At 36.2% G+C, this 22,282-nt stretch carries 18 protein-coding genes and 1 pseudogene; 1 reads left to right on the top strand and 18 read right to left on the bottom strand.

Going from position 1 to position 22,282, the window contains the following annotated elements; all coding sequences use genetic code 11:
• Positions 1 to 213 precede the first annotated feature (213 nt).
• The 3 genes from pdxR to F9U64_RS21235 form a co-directional block, all read right to left on the bottom strand.
• Positions 214 to 1,617, bottom strand: coding sequence for a MocR-like pyridoxine biosynthesis transcription factor PdxR (gene pdxR, locus F9U64_RS21245; protein ID WP_153406900.1), 1,404 nt, complete (start codon positions 1,615 to 1,617; stop codon positions 214 to 216).
• A 360-nt stretch (positions 1,618 to 1,977) separates the two neighbouring features.
• A complete protein-coding gene (locus tag F9U64_RS21240) occupies positions 1,978 to 3,273 on the bottom strand; it encodes a DUF5068 domain-containing protein (protein ID WP_153406899.1) in 1,296 nt (431 codons plus the stop codon).
• Positions 3,274 to 3,614: 341 nt separating this feature from the next.
• Positions 3,615 to 4,154, bottom strand: a complete 540-nt coding sequence (locus F9U64_RS21235; protein WP_153406898.1) for a histidine phosphatase family protein — start codon at positions 4,152 to 4,154, stop codon at positions 3,615 to 3,617.
• A gap of 602 nt (positions 4,155 to 4,756) precedes the next feature.
• On the opposite strand from F9U64_RS21235, the gene F9U64_RS21230 reads away from it, so the two are divergent.
• On the top strand, positions 4,757 to 5,905 hold the full coding sequence (locus F9U64_RS21230) for an AI-2E family transporter (RefSeq protein ID WP_153406897.1): 1,149 nt from the start codon (positions 4,757 to 4,759) through the stop codon (positions 5,903 to 5,905).
• Positions 5,906 to 6,385: 480 nt separating this feature from the next.
• Here the strand turns inward: F9U64_RS21230 and F9U64_RS21225 are convergent, their stop codons facing one another.
• From F9U64_RS21225 to F9U64_RS21155, 15 genes and pseudogenes are all read right to left on the bottom strand, one after another.
• Positions 6,386 to 7,981, bottom strand: a complete 1,596-nt coding sequence (locus F9U64_RS21225) for a xylulokinase (protein ID WP_153406896.1) — start codon at positions 7,979 to 7,981, stop codon at positions 6,386 to 6,388.
• A gap of 278 nt (positions 7,982 to 8,259) precedes the next feature.
• Positions 8,260 to 8,421: a hypothetical protein gene (locus F9U64_RS21220; RefSeq protein WP_153406895.1), complete on the bottom strand. Its 162-nt coding sequence runs from the start codon at positions 8,419 to 8,421 to the stop codon at positions 8,260 to 8,262.
• A gap of 7 nt (positions 8,422 to 8,428) precedes the next feature.
• Positions 8,429 to 8,614: pseudogene (locus F9U64_RS23635) on the bottom strand (Gfo/Idh/MocA family oxidoreductase); the annotation flags it as partial.
• A 127-nt stretch (positions 8,615 to 8,741) separates the two neighbouring features.
• Complete coding sequence (locus F9U64_RS21210) at positions 8,742 to 9,536, bottom strand: alpha/beta hydrolase (protein WP_153406894.1); 795 nt, start codon at positions 9,534 to 9,536, stop codon at positions 8,742 to 8,744.
• Entirely contained in the window at positions 9,537 to 10,298 is a 762-nt protein-coding gene (locus F9U64_RS21205) for an alpha/beta hydrolase (RefSeq protein ID WP_153406893.1), read from the bottom strand.
• Positions 10,299 to 10,334: 36 nt separating this feature from the next.
• The gene (locus tag F9U64_RS21200; RefSeq protein ID WP_228275831.1) at positions 10,335 to 10,946 is read right to left on the bottom strand and encodes a WecB/TagA/CpsF family glycosyltransferase; all 612 of its coding nucleotides are present in this window, start codon (positions 10,944 to 10,946) and stop codon (positions 10,335 to 10,337) included.
• A gap of 265 nt (positions 10,947 to 11,211) precedes the next feature.
• Positions 11,212 to 11,883 (bottom strand): deoxynucleoside kinase, encoded by a 672-nt coding sequence (locus tag F9U64_RS21195; protein ID WP_153406892.1) that lies wholly within the window; start codon positions 11,881 to 11,883, stop codon positions 11,212 to 11,214.
• A 433-nt stretch (positions 11,884 to 12,316) separates the two neighbouring features.
• On the bottom strand, positions 12,317 to 13,303 hold the full coding sequence (locus tag F9U64_RS21190; RefSeq protein ID WP_153406891.1) for a carbohydrate kinase family protein: 987 nt from the start codon (positions 13,301 to 13,303) through the stop codon (positions 12,317 to 12,319).
• A gap of 91 nt (positions 13,304 to 13,394) precedes the next feature.
• Positions 13,395 to 14,849: a glycoside hydrolase family 32 protein gene (locus F9U64_RS21185; RefSeq protein ID WP_153406890.1), complete on the bottom strand. Its 1,455-nt coding sequence runs from the start codon at positions 14,847 to 14,849 to the stop codon at positions 13,395 to 13,397.
• Between the two features lies 1 nt (position 14,850).
• Entirely contained in the window at positions 14,851 to 16,470 is a 1,620-nt protein-coding gene (locus tag F9U64_RS21180) for an extracellular solute-binding protein (protein WP_153406889.1), read from the bottom strand.
• Positions 16,471 to 16,490: 20 nt separating this feature from the next.
• Positions 16,491 to 17,381, bottom strand: coding sequence for a carbohydrate ABC transporter permease (locus F9U64_RS21175; RefSeq protein ID WP_153406888.1), 891 nt, complete (start codon positions 17,379 to 17,381; stop codon positions 16,491 to 16,493).
• Positions 17,382 to 17,396: 15 nt separating this feature from the next.
• Positions 17,397 to 18,287, bottom strand: a complete 891-nt coding sequence (locus F9U64_RS21170; protein WP_228275832.1) for an ABC transporter permease — start codon at positions 18,285 to 18,287, stop codon at positions 17,397 to 17,399.
• 308 nt (positions 18,288 to 18,595) lie between these two features.
• Entirely contained in the window at positions 18,596 to 19,213 is a 618-nt protein-coding gene (locus F9U64_RS21165; protein ID WP_153406886.1) for a YesL family protein, read from the bottom strand.
• 127 nt (positions 19,214 to 19,340) lie between these two features.
• Positions 19,341 to 20,672 carry an ABC transporter substrate-binding protein gene (locus tag F9U64_RS21160; RefSeq protein ID WP_153406885.1) on the bottom strand — a complete coding sequence of 444 codons (1,332 nt, stop codon included), beginning with the start codon at positions 20,670 to 20,672 and terminating at the stop codon, positions 19,341 to 19,343.
• Between the two features lie 14 nt (positions 20,673 to 20,686).
• Positions 20,687 to 22,282, bottom strand: a complete 1,596-nt coding sequence (locus F9U64_RS21155; protein ID WP_153406884.1) for a response regulator transcription factor — start codon at positions 22,280 to 22,282, stop codon at positions 20,687 to 20,689.

Raw genomic sequence — 22,282 nt, 5'->3', positions numbered from 1 at the left:
CCCACGGAAAGCGAAGTGGCCGGACGGAGCGACATCCTTGCACACTATAGATTTCAAAAACTACTCTAAAAATGTTATTGCACATAATCCCTATTATGTGCAATAAATAACTTATAGTAGAGAGAGGATACATACGAATATTGGTTTAAAATAATTTAATATCATTTGGATTATGGGATGAGTAAATTTTTTTGTCCCAGCCTCAAATTATTGCTATAATACCCACGCATCCTTTAATAACCGGATGCCTTCTTCAATATCCTTCACTGGCAATCCGCCAAACCCTAGAAGTATTTCTGCCTCGCCACTTGCATTTACGTTATTGTAATAAATAGAAGTTGGATATACTTTGACACGTTTTTTTGCGGCAGATTCTATTAATTCCTCTTCCTTCATTCCATTTTTAACTGTGAGTAAAATATGTAAGCCTGCGTGTTCTCCAACAATTTGTACACTATCCCCCATATATTCACCAATTGCAGTCAGCAAAACCTGCTGTTTTTTCCGATATAATGTTCTCATTCTGTTCAAATGTCTTTGCCAATAACCTTGATTCATAAATCTGCATAATGTATCCTGATGTAACCTTGACACAGTCTGTTTATAAATCGTAAATTGACTGTGATATTTGGCAACTAGAGTTGTCGGCAATACAACGTAGCTTACTCGAATGGAAGGAATTAACGCTTTTGAAAAGGTTCCTAAGTATATTACACAATCATGTCTGTCTAACCCTTGCAAAGATGGAATGGGTCTTCCTTTGTAGCGATATTCTCCATCATAATCATCTTCTATAATGTAACCACCCGTTTCCTCCGCCCACTTTAGCAGTTCTAATCGCCGGGAAATAGGCATAATCATCCCACACGGAAATTGATGGGATGGGGTAACATAGACTGCTTTTGCTTTCGATTGTCTCAGACTATCTACAGACAGACCACTTTGATCAAGTGAAACGGGGATTGTGCCAATACCATAGTCATCCAGGACTTGCTTTGTTCGATGAAAACCTGGATCTTCTATTGCAAAGTCATTACTTCTTCCGATTAGGATTGCTAACATGCCAACTAATGGTTGCGTTCCAGCAGCTATTATTATTTGCTCCGGATTACAGTTTACTCCCCTTGATTGGTATAAATAGGACGCAATTTCCGTACGCAGCGATAATTCTCCCTGTGGATCACCAATATTGAACAAGTGACTCTGATCACGATAAAGTGCTTCTGTTGTCAGTTTCCGCCAGACATTGTATGGAAAATGCTCTAAATCTACTCTGCCTGAGTTAAAGTCAATCAGGTAGTCTACATTATTATTTTGAGGTAATTGTCGTTGGTTGTTTGTTGAGAGAACTCCCAGAAGTTGATCCTTGTCTATCGGCTGGACATACATACCTTTACGTTCCTTGCTTTCGATATAACCTTCTGCTCTCAACTGATCATAAGCTGATTGTACAGTATTTAAGCTAATATCCAAATATTTTGCTAATGTCCGCTTTGATGGTAATTGCTCGTTCGCTTTTATTTTGCCTTTGATTATTTCATTTTTGAAATAGTGAGACAGCTGTATATATATTGGAGTATTGCTCCGTTGATCTAGAAATGGTGTTATTTCCTTCATATTCATCACCTCAAGACTTATTCAATCGTCATTATCTGTTTCTTTTGATTATACCAGTCTTCGGTATTACTTGAATCTGTTTGTTTAGGTTAATACAGTAGGTTGGCAATGTGATAATAGACAAAATAGAGGTGGGGAGGAGAATCAGACATGCAAAGAATGAAAAGAAGATGGAAAATGGCTAAAGGCCTTTTCTGAAATGAACCTATTTATGCAAAATTAGTTAGGCAGCAAAAGAAAGACACCAATTCAGGCTGGTGGATTCTTATAATGATAAAAATGAAAATGCAAATAAAATCTGTATATGATTTTATTTGCATTTTTTTGTACCTTTATTCTTTTGCTAAACATGGTCTCACATTATTTTAACTTAAATGTAGCTGTTTTTCCCTTGGATATATCTTTTGCTGATGTATCTTTCATTGGCCCTAGTTCCAACTCAAAAGACTTCTCTTTCCAAATTTTATCATACTGTTCTTTATCTAATACGTAAATCTGTAACAGTTCTCCAGATTCACCTGCGGCAATTACATCATCATAACCATAATCAAGCAGCATGCCTTGATCTAGCATATATTGAGCCCCATCATTCACCGTAAGTTTTGAACCAAGTGAACTTATACCAATATCAGCATCACTTTTATTATCGATCAGAAATTTGACTGTTAACATGACCATACCATTTGTAAAATTCTCAAACCTTGGTGCTTCTACTTCGTTTGGAGTAAAGTCAGTAAATTGATATCCCTCTAATGTAATGTCGAAATCACTTATTGTCTCTGTTGTTCCAATATCCTGCTGCTCTTCTATCATTACTTTTTCACCCATATTTGCAGTTGTCAGCTTATCCTGATAGAAACTTTGATTCTCAGTTACTTTTTTACTAGCAGCTTCTGTCACCCCTAAGTGAAAAGTGGTCTCAGAACCAAAATTATCATTAACATCACCTTTTGTGGCATGTGGTCTTGGAACCTCAATAGATACAATCCCTTCCTCTAAAACTTGAGGCAGTATTGACTTACCAAAAGGATATGCAAAATAACCTGTATGTGATTTTCCAGCTTCGATTAAGTAATCGTTAGATGCAGAAAGAAGTGTAGGAAGCTGTTGCTCCTCTGGCAGTAATTCTTTGTAATTGTAGAATGACTTTGTGGCACCAGTATAAGTTAAATAGAAACTTGGCATATAGTAGGCATCTTTTTCTGTATCATTTTTCACTGTGTATTGTACAAGTAAAACCGCTCCATCTGTTTCGTCGTCAAATGGGATACTAAAATCTGTATGGAAATCTGTTAATTCAACAAGTGCATATGTATCAACTGAAGTTGTTACACCTTCCATTTCATGTTCAAAAGTTTCCGTACCTTCAAATAAGATTTCCGCAGTACCTTCTGAAACTTCCTCCATATGATTAATAACTTCAGAGAATCCTGCTGTTGATGTTTCCTCTATGTTATCTTCTTCAACGGATTCAGTTTCTACACTTTCATCTTCTGATTCCTCTTTTGGTTCTTCTTTAGTCTCTTCCTTTAATTCATCGGTCGATGTTTCTTCCTTTTCCTCTTTTGGTTGTGCTTCCGTATTTGTGCTTCCACAACCTGCGAGAATTCCGCCGAAGAAACATGCCATCATAAATAAAAACAAAAACTTTTTCATTTCTAAATCTTCCCCCCTATAGGCACTTACCTGAATTATTACAACACTTAAAATTTAACAAGACCTGTTATTGTTGTCAATAAGTGGAATATACAAAATAAGTCAATAGGTATATTTTTCTATTTGTGTAAAGGGGATAACTTTTACTCTCTTTCGTCCGCTTAAAATATAGCATTTCTAGACAAAATAATTATCTGAAATTTTTGTATTATAAATAAATCTGAAAATTCGCAAGAAAAAAATGAGACATTTTAACTGTTTTCTTCCTCACACTCTGATGCGCACTTTTGTACTGATATATAGTAAAAAGGGATTACCGCAGGATACCAATGATTTTTTTATTAATGCTTACTATCCACATTTCTTGCCCCATGCCAACCTTTCTTCACCAGTTCCTTAGCAATAAACCTGTTGAAAAAGCCATGTCCTACTAAGGCAATCTTCTCGTGTTTATGAGCTAGCTCTATTAAATGATCAGCGGCTGTCTCTGCCCGTTGCTTTGCATGGCGAAAAGACTCTTTGCCATTAGAATAACCACAAAACCATAATATCCTGAGAACTGATGCCCAAATAGTGGAATGTAAAACTAGTCCTCTTATATTTGAACTTAGAGTTGGCAGGTCTGTTTCACGAAATAGCGGCAAGGATACAGTATTTCTCTCGTTGGATAGTAATGCAGCTGATTGAATCGATCGTTTTAAATCACTTGTTACAATAAGTTCTGCCATTCGAATTTTGCGCAACGATTCCTCAGGATAAGCAGTTTCCGTTATTACTCCATTATCATCATAACGTTTTACCCATGCACTGAATTTCTCACTTGTCATATTGCGTTCATGCAGACAAGCAGATTTTCCGTGTCTAATCAATGTAATCTCCATAATTGTAACTCCCTTGTTTGCAACTATCTATAAAATAATTAAGTTAAATCGCACATCATTTTAACCACTTACTATTAGTATCAGGTATAATAATCTTATCATTAGCAGGTGAGCAAAACAATTAATTTTACAATTTCTTCTTCTTTTTGCACATTTATTCCAAATAAATTTTTCAGGAAGATAACTGTAAGACGTTGAATCACTTTTTATTATCGCTAATGATCAGCCGGAATTAAAATTTCGCTTTATCCCTAATTGTTTTTTTGCTTATCTATCCTTATACTATTAATCATGATAATATTATCAGTCTAAAGAATAGGGCAGAATAAGAGTGTAAGGTGAACAAAACAGAAACTATTAATCCATCCTGTAAGAATAAAAATCTCTCAAGCACTTAAGATATGTATAGAAAACGGATTAACTCCTTTAGAAATGGTAAAGATGTTAAGGACAAAGCTATACCATTACGAACAGTTGGAAACATCATCATACCAGATTCCTAAACAGTACATGTCGGATACACCTTGAATAATCACTGTCAATATTATATGTTTAAAAACAGTTACAGTATGGTACATACTTGTATAAGGGGATGAGAAACATTGGAAAATCAAAATAGATTTTTAAGATTTATTGGCGGAAAAAATATATTTTACATACTGGCTCTTTTGATTTTAATAGGAATCGTTATCTATATTTACACAAAAGTATCCTTTATCTTTTACCCACTTGAAGTAATTCTCACAACAATAGCGACGCCAGTCATTCTTGCGTTTATAGCTTACTATTTATTAAATCCTGTTGTAGACTTGCTGGAAAAATTACGGATTAAAAGAATCTGGGGAATCATTCTGCTCATTCTCGGGATCAGTGGTGCTTTAACAGGGCTTATTTTATTAGCAGCACCTTTTATTGAAGCACAGATTAAGGATTTAGTAGATGACTTTCCAGATTATTTAAGACAATTAAGTAATAATATGACAAATTGGGTACAGAATTCTTTCTTTGCTCCTTATTATGATGATGGCTATCAATGGGTAATGGACAGGCTAAGTGAGCTTCCGCAATTAATTGGTACATATCTCTCCAGAGGATTCCAGGGAATTCAAAACGTTGCCAGCACGATTACAAGTGCTGTTGTATCTATTATTACGTTTCCGATTATCTTATTTTTCCTTTTAAAAGATGGGAAAAAATTTCAGCATTATGTTGTGAAAGTATTTCCGCCGAAATTCCGACATGATACAAAACAAATTTTAACTAATATTGATACACAAGTAGGTTCCTATATTCAGGGACAGATAATCGTCGCAACAGTTATTGGTGTGCTGTTATTTATTGGTTATCTTATCATTGGTTTGGATTATGCATTTACGCTAGCTATTGTTGCTGCGGTAACAAGTGTTGTTCCTTACTTAGGACCGACAATTGCGATCATTCCAGCAGCTATCATAGCAATCGTTGATTCACCGTTTATGTTACTGAAGCTGGCGATTGTATGGATTGCTGTCCAATTTCTTGAAGGGAATTTCGTATCACCAAATATTATGGGAAAAACAATGCAAATTCACCCTTTGACTATCATTCTAGTTTTGCTTATTGCTGGTAACTTATTTGGAGTAATTGGGGTTATTCTTGGAATCCCAGGTTATGCCATTGTGAAAGTAATTGGAGCATATATTTATTATAAGTTCCAACAACGCTATAACCAATACTATGGAGAAGATCGAGGGAAATATGATATTGAATAATTATAAGATTAATAAACAAAAAGGTGATCTTAAAGCCACACTTTTCTAAGTTTTACTCGCTAATGCACTAATTCAAATAGTGCAATCCACCGCTGGGGAAAATACTCTCTTTCACCACGGGCATAAGTGCGACATCTACTTAAGCAAAGAACGCTTTCGCAGTGTCTTCTTTACCGAGGGCCCGGCGGTCTGCTAACTTGGTAAGGATCCTCACTTTACGAAGTGGATTTTCAGCTCGTGCTGTTCCCGCTGGAGTCTCGCATTTTCCCCAGCTTTTAATGGGTTCCTAGACTCGCACCGTGAGGGCACGATCAATTAAACTAAGTTTATGCACGTTCACCCATCCGATAAAAAGACTTTCTTAATCTTCTAAAGCAGAGAATTTGAGATTTGTGAAGCATGAATATTTTTTCCATAAAGCAAATAATCCGAACGAATTTGAAATCGTTCGGATTATAGTAAGTGCATCACTACTCTTATTTATAAGTTTTCTACAGCAGCTCTCTCAATTGCAAGTCCTTTTTTGTAACGTTCAATAAACTGTTCAAAACCTGCCACGTCTTCTGCTTCTGGAGTAACTGTTTCTACTGACTGACCTGCAAACACTTTTTCATTCAGATAATCATCCAATGTTTCATTATCAGCTTTATTTATCATATACGAACCAAGCAGTGCCATACCCCATGCGCCGCCTTCTCCTGCTGTTTCCATAACGGAAACCGGAACATTAAGTGCACCAGCCAACACTTTCTGCCCAACACCTTTTGTTTTAAATACACCACCATGGCCAAGAATTTCGTCTAGTTGGACACCTTCTTCTTTGATTAAAATATCCATCCCGATTTTCATTGCGCCAAACGCTGTCATTAAATGTGTTCGCATAAAGTTTGCTAAATTGAAATTACTTTCAGAAGTACGAACAAATAATGGACGGCCTTCTTCAAAATGAGTCATATGTTCACCAGATAAGTAGCCATATGATAATAGTCCGCCACCATCCGGATCTCCTTGAAGTGCCTGGTTGAACAATGTTCCGTACAATGTATCCATATCAACATTCATGCCGCTTGCCTTAGTGAATTGATCAAACAAACCAATCCATGCATTTAAGTCTGACGTACAGTTATTAGAGTGAGCCATTGCAACTAAATTACCTGTTGGTGTTGTAACTAAGTCAATTTCTGTATGAACTTTTGACAAATCCTTTTCTAATACAACCATCGCAAATGCCGACGTTCCTGCTGATACATTACCAGTCCGTTTTGCCACACTGTTGGTTGCAACCATTCCTGTTCCAGCATCCCCCTCAGGCGGGCAAAGCGGAATACCAGCTTCCAGTTCGCCGGTAACATCAAGGAGTTTAGCTCCCTCTTCCGTAAGAGTTCCAGCATTGTCACCTGCTACTAACACTTCTGGTAAGATACTTTCAAGTTGCCATCCTAAATTACGGGATTCCGTTAATTCATTAAACTGGCCAACCATTTTTTGATTAAATTTCTTTGTATCCAGATCGATTGGGAAAACGCCAGACGCTTCACCAACACCGAGGACTTTCTGACCAGTAAGTTTCCAATGAACATAACCCGCTAAAGTAGTCAGAAAAGAAATGTCACTAACATGTTCTTCTTTGTTTAAGATCGCCTGGTATAGGTGGGCAATACTCCATCGTTGCGGAATATTATATTGGAATAACTTTGTTAATTCTGTTGCTGCCTGCTCAGTGATATTGTTTCTCCATGTACGGAATGGTACTAACAGCTCTTCATTCTTATCAAAAGCCATATAACCATGCATCATTCCGCTGAATCCGACAGCACCAATTTTTTTCAATGAAATACCATACTGGCTGTTAACATGGCTGGCCATTTTCTGATAACTGTCTTGTATCCCTTTCCAAATTTCTTCCACACTGTATGTCCAGATATTGTTGACATAACTATTCTCCCAATCATGACTGCCTGAAGCAATTGGAGTATTATCTTCTCCGATAAGCACTGCCTTAATTCTTGTTGATCCTAGTTCAATACCCAGCACTGTCTTGCCATTTTGAATTGATTGTTTAATATCCATACTCATGCTTTTTCCCCCATTTAAATAATCTTGCAAAAAATTATCACATAGTAGATTTAACGTTTTGAAATGACCTTTATAACAGCATCTAACTTGTCTGTACAATTAAGATACATAGAAAATGGATAAAGTGAGAGTTTGGTAAATACTCTATTTATCACTTATGAAATAAATTTTAATGATATAAGTTATCATATCATTTTGCACATGAAAGCGTCAATCACAAATTTGTCCGTACGTGTATAAAATGGGGGAGGGAGATTCAACGCTGCTTTTGGATAATTTCAGTTTTTCTTTAATTGAATTTCTGTTCTTTTTTCAATCGATTCTAGTGAAGCAGTGATCATTGCAAAACTGTGTATATTAACAGAAATATCTGTTAGCGGCACTCTGTTTTCATTAATTGCGGAAATCATTTCTGTAACGGAATATGCTCGATCGACCACTTTCATATCAGGCAGGAGCAGAGGCCAGAATTTCCGGACAGTAACGATAATTCTGACTGATCAACACAAGTTTCGGATAATTTTTGGAGAGTTCTGTTAATGTTTCAGCGTCCTCATTGGAATTGGCGACCGGCTCCTCCATGAATACATGCAAATCATTTTGCAGCACACTAAGCGCTATTGGCTTATGAGTTTGTGTGGTGTAACAATTATGACAGCGAAATCTGCATCTCCATCTTTAAATGCTTAATTATAGAGTTACCTTCTTTTTTCTCCTATTGTGACGCCTGCTTTTTTTATTTTTTAAAAGATACTTATTTTTATAAACCGATATAGCTTGTATTATCTTTTTTGAGATCAAGCAAATTCAAAAAATTCACTATTTCCATCTCCCAGAAGTCCCATGTATGTCCATAGCCTTCTGCTTGGTGATACGTATAATCATAGACATGATGCCTGTCAAAGAAGTGATAAACCAGCTTATTTAAATCCAGCCATGTATCTAAACTTCCACAAGCATGATAAATCTTCGGCAACATCTTCCCTGACTGAATCGCTTCTCTTGCTAAATACTCTACATCATGCTCTGTGCCTTTAATTTCACCTTCTCCAAAAACTTCAATTCTACCGTAAGCTTTGCCTGAACCATCATTTACGAAAGGAATATCGGCTTTATTTCCAGCTGAAAATGCCCCGATTGCTGCATACAAATCTGGCCTCGATAATCCCACCCTTAAGCAACCATAGCCTCCATTAGATAATCCCGCGATAAAGTTATCTTCCCGTTCTGTTGAAAGCAGTGGAATGATTTGTTTCAGCGTTTTTGGCAGTTCTTCTGTCATATAGGTACAAAACTTCCCGCCATGTTCCATATCTGTAAAACAGGAGTTTAAACCTCCAGGAGTAATAACAGTTATCCCGTATTCAATGGCATAACGTTCCATACTGCTCATCCGAATCCAAGCAGATTCGTCACCTGATCCGCCATGAAGCAGCCATAAAACTTTTGACTTCTTATCTTTATTAAATGGCTGTTTTTCTTGCGGAATAATAAGGTTTACCGGTAATTCCATCCCCAGTACTTTTGAATGGAGGTGTAATTCAATCAACGCCATTTAGCGATCCTCCTTTCTGACAGTGGTCTTATGATCTGCTAACCATTTAACAAAGTTCTGTAATGAAATGTCCTGTTGTATCCGTACATTTGTCATCGCTTTCATTTCTATGAATGAATGAATGAGATTCTGGTGTTCTAAATGTTGAGCAAATAATAGATTTTCGTGATAAAATTCACTGGTTGTTTCACAGTCTAAATAGAAGTGTGTCTTTGTGTGTATCTTTTCCGCTGCATAAAGGTCATGTCTGCTCCCTTTTAAATCCGGATCTGGTCCAAAGATATCAGCTGAATTTATTGTATGTACTCTCGCTGCAATATTATTTATATCGATTGGAGAGGAAAAAGATGCTGCTATACTAAAATTATCTGATGCATACATACCTGCTTTCAGCGCACCATATCCGCCAATTCCTGTTCCAGCAATCATCCGGTCTTCTCTTTCTGTTGATAATGGAAACAATCTTTCACAAATAGCGGGCAGCTCTTCCGTAATGTATGTGAAGTATTTTTTACCGCAGAACATATCAGCATAGTAACTCAGATGTGCTGCAGGCATTATTGCTGCAATAGAAAATTCTTCTAAATAGCTTTCCAGATTCGTTTTTCTTAACCATGTTGTGTGGCCGTCTCCCATATCATGGAGAAGATAAAGAGCAGGATACTTTGCACCAGTCCCAACATAAGATTCAGGCAGTAATACTTCCATTGGAACAGGCATATTCAGTGTTTCTGAATGAAAATGTGTATGAAGCCAGTACAAATCAATCACTCCTCCACTTCATAATAAAAAAAAATTTTAAACCTTTTTCATTAGTATATAATAAATGAATTTAGGGATTGCTGTTTGTCTTAGCCATCTTGATTTTTGCCCTTTGGCAGCAGGAGCCGTAATTAATCGATGCAGCCATTCCATGTTTAACTTTTTCCATATTTCCGGTGTCGCCTGAACCTTGCCTGCGATCACATCAAGACTTCCTCCAACACCAAAAACAACTTGGACATCACTCAACTCTTGCTTATGCTGGTAAATCCATTTATCTGAATAAGGTGCACCCATTGCGACAATCAAAACATCAGGCTTAGTCTGTTTAATCTCATCGATAATACCAGCCTCTTCCTCTTTTGAGAAAAAGCCATGATGTCTTCCTGCTATGGTAACATTCGGATACTTCTGCTCGATTTCTTTTACTGCTTTTGCATTTGTCTCTTCATCTGTGCCAAGGAAGTAAAAGCTCCAACCATGATAATTACCTTTCTCTAACAGCTGGTGCAGCAAGTCAAATCCTGTTACTCTTTCTGGAACAGGGTCTTTTTTTCGTCGCGATGCCAATACTATCCCAATACCATCTGGTGTGATTAAATCAGCTTGATCCATTATTTTTTTATATTGACTATCTGATTGATACATTAGGGAAATCTCAGGGTTTGCTGTAATAAGGTGGTGTAAGGATGCAGATTCATTGTTGATATGCTCTTCAAGAAGTGTTGCTGTTTCATTTAAAGTTAATTTGGAAAAAGGAATGCCTAAGATATTTACTGTTGGATTTATATGATCACCTGCTCGGAAAATATTGGCTAAACTCTTTATTATTTTAACATATTCATTCCGGAGAAAAAGCAATTCGACTGAGTTTTTGCGTCGCCGTCTGCTTTCTGAGCAGGTGAAGTATTTTTTATCGATCAAGTGTCTGCAGTTTTTTCTTTATTGTTGTCAACACATATTCCCTGTCTGATGGATTGTTTTCAAAATTCAGCTGATCCACATTAATCTTCAATAATGGTGAAGCATGATATGCCTGAAAATATTCTGTGTACTCTTTATTCAATCTTTCCCAGTAGGCTATTTCTGTATCAATTTCGTAACTTCTCCCACGCCTGGTAATACGGCGGACCGCTTCTTCTAATGATATTTCCAAGTAAATCATTAATTCAGGAGGCTCACAATGTTCGATCATATTTTTAAACAAACTCAGATAAATGTTAAATTCTTCTTCAGACATCTCTCCACCGTCTTTTAGCATTTTGGCAAAGATAACATCTCCGTATATGGAACGATCTAATACAGCTTTCTTTATTTTACTGGCATTTTTTATATGGTTGAAGCGCTCATTCAAGAAAAAGACCTGAAGCGGAAAACTGTATCGTTCCCTGTCATAATAAAATTTATCTAATATTGGGTTATTCACAACAGGCTCCTCAAAAGGTGTATACCCTAAGTCTTTTACGATAATATCCATTAAGGTTGTTTTTCCTGCCCCTACTACTCCGTCTATTGTAATCATTTCTGTATTATCCCCTTTTGCTTTTTTTATTCCTTTTAGACATTCATGATAAAAATTTCCCATTCACATTAACTCCTCAGGATTTTCGATAACTTCATCATTCTTCCTGATTTGACTTTATCGATAATCGGGACTATTTATCTTTATATTATAGCCCAGAATTAAGATATAACAAATAACCCAATAACACTATACCGAGCATCTCCAATAAACCAGCCGAAAAACCGCGTGCCTGTTGATACAGATATTTAATCCCGATTATTCCCCTTACTTGATGTTGATCTATTTGTTTAAAGCCTAGCCATTTCATGTTGATCTTACTTTCCACTTCTTGCTTTATTTGTTATAAGCTTCACAAATAAAAAAGACACCTCAATTGAGATGTCTAAAAAACATATTATGGTTGACTCATGAAGAGTGTTAAATGTCTGTGATAATTCTGTCAACCTTTAATTAAGAACTAGTTACTCCCCAAGGTTAAATTTATTAGATTCATTTATTGTTTCATTTTCTCGTGATCTTTTCTATTTTTATCTAAAATGAACTTATTAATTTCGGGTAAATCAGGAAGTGCTGGAATCCCACCTTGTTTCCGAGCAACATATGCCCCCATAGCATTTCCAAAAACCAGTAAATCCTTTATCATTTTCTCTGTTAAACCTTTATATTGCATGTTATTATCTAATACTTTATATAATATCCCTGCAAAGAAAGCATCTCCGCATCCTGTCGTATCAATTGCTTTTATTGGCATTCCAGCTTCAAATAATCCAGTCTTTTCTGAAAAACAATAACTTCCCTTACTACCAGCTGTAATAAAAAGCAAGGACATGTTATACTGCTCTAATACTTCACTTGCACCTTTTTCTACTTTATTTGTACCAGTTAAAAATTCTAACTCCTCTTCTGATAGTTTTGCTATGTCAGCATAACTTAATATTTCTTTAATTCTCTCTTTGGCCTCTTCTTGACTCTTCCATAAACTAAGTCGAAGGTTAGGGTCGCAGGAGATTGTTATCTTATGACTTTTTGCAATCTTCAGGGCTTCTCTCGTTGCCTCTCTTGAAGGGTTATTCGTCATGGATAGTGACCCGACGTGAAAAATCTTCGATCCTGTAATTAAATCTGGCTTCAATTCATTCGATGATAACATCACATCGGCTCCCGGATTTCTGCAGAAACTAAAAGAACGATCACCACTTTCATTTATATGAACAAACGCTAGTGTAGTATGTATATCTGAATGAACCATTCCAGCTGTGGACACCCCATAATCTTTTAATGTATCTTCCAGCATCATACCAAATTTATCTTTCCCAACTGCCCCGATAAATGTGGTATCTTTTCCAAGTCGTGATAATGCAACCAATAAATTTCCTGGAGCCCCTCCTGGATTTGCAATGAATACAGGACTTCCATTTTCACTAATTCCACCTGAGGTAAAATCAACTAGTATTTCTCCTAATGCTGCTACATCAGCCATCTTGATCACCAACTCTTCTTATATTCTTTAATATGGACAAACTACAAGAAAGCCAGAAGGATTTTGCAGGCTTCTGGCTTCTTTTACAAAATCAATTTGAATAATCGCTAGGTTTTGAGATACATCCATTAACGACCATCTCACCATCTAGAACTTGAAGCGAAATTTCTTCACATGCTTTATCTGGGTATATTAAGCTAGTTAATGCGAATTCACCTTCATTTCCGAATACCTCAATAGAAGCAGAATCAATGATTATGTTTAATTTAATCTTCTCTGTATTAGGTATTTTTACATTTTGTTGTTTTAAGAAATTATCTGAAAAAGATGTAATTCCTGATTTGCTGCGATCCAGAGTCAATATTAGCTTTTCAACATCAATAGTGATGGATGTCACGTTTGTTTGTGAATGATGAATGTTTAGACTTATTCTCTCTGCAGAAATATCTTCAATATTTAATGTTATCATTCCATATGACTCATCAAGATCAAACCGAAATTCCTTTTGTATTAACTTGTTCTCCAATATTTTTTCATTAGTAAAATATTTTTCCAACTCCTGTACAGGCGTCTGTACTAAAGTGTAGGAATCCTGCACTTTACGAAGCCCTAACACTCGGGGTAATGTCATTTGACTTCTCCAGCCATGAGTAGGTACATCATTTGCATAACGCCAATTACTCATCCAGCCTAAATATATACGCCTTCCGTCTTCTTCAGGAATATCAGAAAAGCTTACACCTGCATAATTGTCTTTCCCGTAATCTAACCATCTTACCTCATTATGTTTAGCCTTAAATTGAGTACCGTCGAATGTTCCCACAAAATATTGCGTACGTGAACCACTGTCCAAATGTGGATTGTCTCCAATACTAACTAAGAGTACCCATCTAGATTCTTCACTTTCTTCTATTTGCAATTCAAACAAGTCTGGACACTCCCAAACCCCTTCATGTGATCCAATATTCTCCCCAAACTCACTCTCGTAAGACCATTCAATTAAATTGGGCGAAGAATATATAGAGATTGTTTGGCCAGTTGCCAAAACCATTATCCACTTATTTGATACCTGATGCCAAAACACTTTTGGATCTCTAAAGTCAACTTTTGTATCGTGTTCTAATACTGGGTTGCTTTGATACTTTTTCCACGTTCTACCGTTATCATAACTGTAAGCTAAACTTTGTGATTGTATTGGTGTTTTATTTAGTTCAGTCTCCAGATGATGTGTGAAAATAGCGACTAGTCCAGGTTCATCCGGAAAAAAACCTGTAGTATTATTCCAATCAACTACACAACTCCCAGAAAAAATCGTACCATATTCATCTGGATATAGAGCAATTGGCAGCTCATCCCATGTAATTAGATCTTTACTGATGGCATGGCCCCAATGCATGGGGCCCCATTTGCTATCATTTGGGTTGTATTGAAAGAAAAGATGATATTCGCCATTGAAATATACTAACCCATTTGGATCATTCATCCAATTCTTTTTTGGTGCAAAATGCAACCAAGGTCGAAACATTTCTGTCTGTTTTAATGACATATTATTGTGCCTCCACTTCTGCCTCTCTATTTCGATCATATGCAGTCTGTTTAATTTCTAACCATTCTTGATAGCCAAGACGATCTAATTCTGCCAGATACTCTTCCCATTCTTCTTCAACATTGCCATTAGTAATCCACTCTGCTTTTTTTCTTTCAACATATGGAAACAAATCTGCTTCAATATCAGAAAGCTGTTCCAGTTCTTCTAATGACATAAATACGTTTGGATAAATGTTCTCATTATTCATATAAGGAACTAGATTTTCGTGAAGTTGTTCTAATCTCCATGCAGCATCATCTGGCATTGTTGTCACATCACCGTAATATTCATCCAAAATAGCCAATGGTCCGCCAATAGAAGTTTCCTCCCGCAGTTCTACAGGTGCCGTTCCCTCTAATGGTAAATGTCTAAGCATCTTTTTGTCTTCATCAAATTCAAAGATATTTTGCTTCTCTTCGTGACCATATGTCCCCCAGTTATTTTGCACAGACTGGTGAGGATCATATAATTGATCGATCCATTTCGCCGTTAATTCTAGATTCTCATTAGCACTCGTAACAACCATTCGAGCACGGTCAAATCCCATACCATTAGAACGAGCCACATGTATACGACCATCGGGACCTTCTAATGGCGGTAACATATCATATTTATCATTCATACCAGTGATATTAGCTTTATCCCATGTGAAATACAGACCATATCGTTCTTCCTTACCCTTGGCAAGGTAAGTATTCCACTCTTGTTCAAATGCTTCTACATCCATTAAACCTAATTCATACAATTCATTTAAGTAGGTAATAGCATCTTTATATCCATCTTGTCCAGATGTAAAAAGGACTTTATCGTCATTAGTTACCACCGTATGATCCCAGTTCTCACCTTCGCCAAATGGAGAAAATAAAAAAGATAAATCTTCCCCGCCATGGTTAATAATAAAAGACATTGGAATGGTTTGACCGTCACCAGCCATATCATTTTCTTTAAAGGCAATTAATGCCTCTTTTAATTCTTCTGTTGTGGAGGGCATTTCCAGCCCTAGTTCATTCAACCATTCCACATTGATCCAGCCAGTAGCATCCAGTGAATGAATACTCTCTTTTCCAGATCCTAATTCTTCAATCCAAGGAAAAGCATATATATGTCCATCGGGGGCTGTCATCATCGCACGATATTCTGGCGCTTTCTCCAATACAGCTTGTAAATTAGGCATATACTGATCAATTAAATCTTCCACAGGTACAATGGCACCTTCATCGGCTAGGTCTAGTAATTCATAATCACTATAACCAGCATTCATAATAGCATCAGGCAAATCGCCACTCGCTACAGCTAGGTTTCTTTGTTCCGCAAAAGATTCACCTGTATAGTTCTTCCATTCAATGTGCACACCTGTCTCTTCCTCTAACCGCTGTAAAATCAATTTATCATTAGGATCTTCAGGAGCCATGGGTGAGCTTTCAGTTATAAATTTTAAAGTAACTTCTTCCTCTAAAGGAAAGCTGACATCAGTTAACTCATAATTTTCAGAAGAAGCTTTTTCATCACTACTGCAGCCAGCAATCAATAACATACTTAAAAATAGCACCAGTGCTAAACCTCGATACAAATTCTTCATATATATCCCTCACTTTATTTTTATTTTAACGATCCTACCATAACACCTTTCTCGAAATACTTCTGGAAGAAAGGATACATAATAATAAGTGGTAAGCTTGCTATAACAATGGCAGAATACTTTATCATTTCAGCAACCCTTTGTAATTCTGCTCTTGCCATTTGATCCCCAATCATCCCTGGCTCAACTTCATTTTGGATTAAAATATCACGCAGGATTAGTTGTAATGGATAGAGAGATCTATCCTCTAAGTAAATCATCGCCTCGAAATAGGCATTCCATTGTCCAATAAATGAATAAAGTGCAAGGACGAAGATAATTGGTTTAGACAATGGCAAAATAATACTAAGGAAAATTCTTGCATCTGATGCTCCATCTATTCTTCCCGCCTCTTTTAATTCATTCGGTAAACCTTTAAAGTATGTTCTTGCCAGAATAATATTCCAAACAGTAACGGCACCAGGTAAGATAATTGCCCAAGGACTGTTCAGCAGTCCAATATCTTTTACTAATAGGTAAGTCGGAACCATGCCACCATTAAAGAACATAGTAATCAAAAAATAGATCATAATAATTCTTTTTCCTGCCAGGTTGTCAACAGATAATGAGTAGCCAGCAAGGATGGTAAAACCAACAGATACAAGAGTAAAACCAGTTGCATATAGGATCGAATTCAGAAATCCTCTCATAATGGATCCATCATTAAAAATTCGAACATAACCCTCTACTGTCCAATGTTTAGGATCGAATGAGAACCCCTTCGTTAGTAAAATATCAGGCTGCAAGAATGATCCCAATAGTACATACAAAAGTGGTATTGTGACAATTAGTACTGTAATACTCAAAAGTATCTTATTAATAAGCAGCAATAGTTTATCAGTTTTTGAGTTATTTATGAGCTTGTTATTCACTTTACCGCCTCCTTCCTAATAAAGAGTTTCACCATTAATTTTTTTCACAACTGTATTAACTGTAACTAGTAAGACCAAACTAATAATTGAGTTAAATAAACCTATGGCAGCACCGAATGACCAATCGGCCGCCTGCAGCCCTCGTTTATAAACATATGTGTCTATAATCTCTGAAGCAGGTAAATTCATAGAGGTTTGCAGCAAATATGCTTTCTCAAATCCAATCGTCATAATCCCTCCAACAGCTAAAATGAACAATACCGTCATTGTTGGCTTCAATGTTTGCAAATCAATATGTCTGATCCGTTGCAATAAGGAGGCGCCATCTATTGTTGCTGCGTCGTGTAACTGCGGGTCTACATTAGATAGTGCGGCAACATATATAATTGATGCGAAGCCTGCCCCCTGCCATATACCTGATGCAATGAAAATAGTTCTAAAATACTCTGGTTCAGACATAAAGGATATCGGGCGATCCAATACTAAAGTGAGTAATGCATTTAGTGGACCGGCTGGCGAAAGAAAGATAAAAATCATACCTGCAATAACCACAACTGATATAAAGTGTGGCGCATAAATAATCAGCTGAATGTTTTTCTTGATTTTTGCCCTTCTTACTTGGTTTAACATGATTGCTAATATTACTGGTATAGGAAAACCAAATAGTAGATCAAAAGCACTCAACTTAATCGTATTTATAAAAATCTGCTGAAAATTAGGTGATTCTAAAAATTTGATAAAATGCTCAAATCCGACCCACTCGCTTCCTGCCACACCTTTTAATGGACTGAAATCCTTAAAAGCGATAGTCACACCATACATCGGAATATATTTAAAGATAAATACTAAGAGCACAGCCGGTAATAGAAACAGATACAAAATATAATTTTTTTTGATATATTCCATTGGACCTTTTTTCTTTTTCCCTCTTTCTGATGTCTGACTTGTAAGGTTATTCGTATTAGCTGATGTATCCAAAGGTTGTGCCATTACATCCCCTCCTTCTCTTGTAATTATTGCGGCATTGTAAATTGCCAGGACTAACGTGTAACTAATATATCAAAGTTTGAAAGCGTTTTATTTAAATATTTTAGGTTGATTACATTCAATTTTTTTGGTTAGTGGGCAGATTATAGAAAAGAAACTCTCCATTTTAAATCCAATTACTTTATCCTTGTGGCAATAAAAAAAATCACTAGCAAGACCAGTGATTTTTACATTTCTTGAAGGATATCCGTTTTGGAAAATGACAAGGATGCCACTTTCATGATGATATAGCATGTTAAGCTCATTCCAAATAAAAAGATTAGCGATGGCATCAACATATACAAGTAGATTGTAACACCGAGAAAAGCAAGCATCATGATTGTTTGAAATGGTTTAGCAATTGCCAGGATGCAAGCATATTGTAAATACTGCCTCAGTTTAAGATCAAAATGAACATATAATGGGAATACATATAGAACTATAATTAAATAAAATATGCTGATAACTAAAAGGACATTAAACAATAATACTTGCAAACTTTCATTACTTATTTGTTGAACTATTTGAAAATCCCAGAATAATAACATTCCTGCCAGAAAAATTATATATCCAATCAGATTGGACATTTTAAATTCCAATTTATAGAAATTCATAAATTCCTTTAATATCGGTGTATCTTCATCTTCTACAATTAATTTCCTTATCACTGCAAACAGCGAGACCGTTGCAGGAAAAAAACCTATTATAACAAACCCCGCCAAAGTAAAAGTAATCCACAATAAGTTTAATAAAATTAAATTAAAACCTATATTACCTAAACGAATATACCATTTTCTCTCAGGCATTTTTGCCCACCCCTTAGAATGTGTTTCACTTAAACTTTAACAGAATAAACACGAATTCGATTTAAAGATTTTTGGATCATATCATTTAAAATATTCGGGAAAAAGGCAAAGACATACATCAATATAATCATTCGATATCAGCTAATCGATTATTAATCTTTTCAATAGCTTCGTCTACTGAAGTTCTTACATCTTTTCCAGCTATACCGATATCCTCAAATAACTCTTTCATCGCACTGCTTATATCAGGATATGCAGGAGTGATTGGCCGGTTTTGCGAATAATTATATGCTTGCTCAAGAAAAATATTGTATGGGTATTCATTGAATTCAGGTATATCTTTTGCAACCGAATATCTTGCTGGCACATCACCTGTTATGTTGACATACTTTTTGATTGCTTCATAGCTTGTTACATATTTAATAAATTGCCAGGCCTCCTCAGGGTATTTTGTGGTTGCAGATATACCTAATGCCCAACTACCATTAGGGACTGCCTGACGCTTGGCTTTTGGTAATGGGGCTATTCCATAATCCTCCCCTAAATGAATGCCGTTTTTTTCGAATTCTGAGATAGCCCATGAACCAAGTACTGTCATTGCCAGTTGATTCTTTTCGAATGCTTCACCCGGCAATTCCAAAGCAGCAACTCCATCCTTATGATACATGTCTTGATAAAATTGAAGAGCTTCAAGTGCTTCTGGTGAATCCAAATAGCCACTCGCCGTGGAGGCAGTGGGATCTAAGACACTTGCACCAAACTGCCATAAAAATGGAAACTTGAAATAAGCAGGTGCTTCCCCACCACCAAATCCCTGGGCTGGATCAATCCCATATACATCTTGTTCCGATTTTTGTATCTCTTTTGCTATATCCACTGTCTCTTCCCATGTTATCGGATTGGCAGGATTTTTATCAGGAAGCGCTACACCAGCTGCTTCAAAAAGATGGATATTATAATACAGGGCAATACTTGATTCAATTAGCGGCATTAAATACAATTCGTCTTCGTACTTCAAACCTTCTATGATAGCCTCAGGGAAATCACTTTCCAGTCCTACATCCTCAGTTATATATGAATCCAAAGGGAGTAATGTTCCTGCATTTGCATACAATGCTAAATAAGGACTGTCGATTGCCATAATATCCGGACCAGTACCAGTGACAATTTCTGTACGTAACTTAACTTCATAATTACTATATTCAATATTATACATATCAATATTAATGTTCGGATGCTCTTTTTCAAAATCGTTGATCAATCTTTCATAAGCACTGTTTTCAGCAGAGTTTCCATAGTTACGCCAGAAATTAAGGCGAATTTTTTCTTGTTGATCGATTATCTCTTCATTGCTGGCTATATCATGTTCATCCATTAAGGGTCTTACTGACAGGACGAAACCTCCAATGATAAGACTAATTAATATAATGGAAGCTATTGAGCAAATTATTTTATTCATACATTAATCACCCTTTATTTGATACCTGTGGATCTTCGAAACTCTATTGGCGATTGTCCATTATGCTTCTTAAAAACAGTGCTAAAATATGCAGAACTGGAGAAACCAACTAAATTTGCCACATCAATAATTTTTAAATGCTCATCCTCAAGAAACTTTCTTGCTTCCTTCATTCGTCTATCCACTAGATATTCACTAAAGTTTCGCCCAATCTGAACTTTGAATATTTCTGATAAATATGCACTGTTAATATGAAATAGTTCGGATAAGATTGTTAAAGATAAATCACTTCCATAATGTTGATCAATATAACGTCTTACACCTTCTACAATTAATTTTCCGTCTGTAATACGTGTATTTCTTACCCGCTCAATGATCATATCGGCAAGTTGAACAAGGCAATCAACTACTTTCTTATGTGCATTTAGCTCCCAAATTGCTTGTTGACTTTCCCAAATTAACCGTTCAATATTCTTCGTCTCCATATTATATTTCTTCGCTACTGAAACTAATGAAAAGAGGATCCTGTTTGCACCGATGGAAAATGAAAACACAGATTGTTTAGTTTTTTCTCCGAGGAACATGTTTAGCTCTAATTCGAATTTTTCCATATTAGTCTGTTCGATAGCATTGGTTATCTTTTTTTCCAGTTCTGGAGGGAAGTTCGCAAACCATTCTTTTTTAACTGTTTCGTCAACTATTTCCGAGTGTGTTCCTAGTTGACTTTGACTCCAAGATAGCAAACTGGATATATATCCCGTTTTAAATTCACTCAATCCTTTGACCACATAACCAATTCCAATTACTGTTTCTAATTTAAGTAGTTTTTTCACGTTATGCTGGATTGTCTTCGCTATTTGAGTTGAACTGTCCAACCCATCTGCTTTAATCAAGAGTAGAAATTGCATCATATTTGTATAATTAGGATCATAAAAGGCGAACAGATGTGATTTACTTTCGGCTATTTCTTTACATAACATTTGAAAGGTTGCTCTTAATTCATTAACACGCTGGGACTTTCCCTTTATATCCCTGATCTCAACAGAAATAAACTGTGCTTTTACATTAGCTTGTAAAAAACTGTTTAATCTTGTAAGTTTTAGTTTCTCTACAACGACACTATGCTGTAACCACTCCTCTTTCACTAAGGAGAGTAATGCTTGCTCCTGCACTTCTTGCAACTGAGTACGTACAATTCTTTTTAATTTAGCCAACTCCAATTGCTTCCGCTTTTCTTGATCAATTTCATCCTTCATTCGACTTAATACTTCCCTCAATTCTTCAGGATCTACTGGTTTCAGAAGATAATCTCTCACTCCTCCTTTCATTGAATCTTTCACATATTCAAAATCTGAATAACCAGATAGAACGATCACCTTTGTATCAGGATAGTGTTTCTTACATTCTTTAGCCAATTCAATTCCATCAATTCGCGGCATCCTGACATCTGTCATTACTAGATCAATACGATTTTTTTCAATGAGAGAAAGTGCTTCCTCTCCATTTCCCGCTTCAGCTGCAATTTGAAAGCCTTCATCTTCCCAATCAATCTTCCATTGCAATCCTTTCCTTATTTGGACTTCATCATCAACGATTAATACATTCCTCAT

The organism is Gracilibacillus oryzae (genome assembly GCF_009498735.1).
Lineage (GTDB): Bacteria > Bacillota > Bacilli > Bacillales > Amphibacillaceae > Gracilibacillus > Gracilibacillus oryzae.
This window is presented reverse-complemented; position numbering and strand designations above follow the sequence as displayed.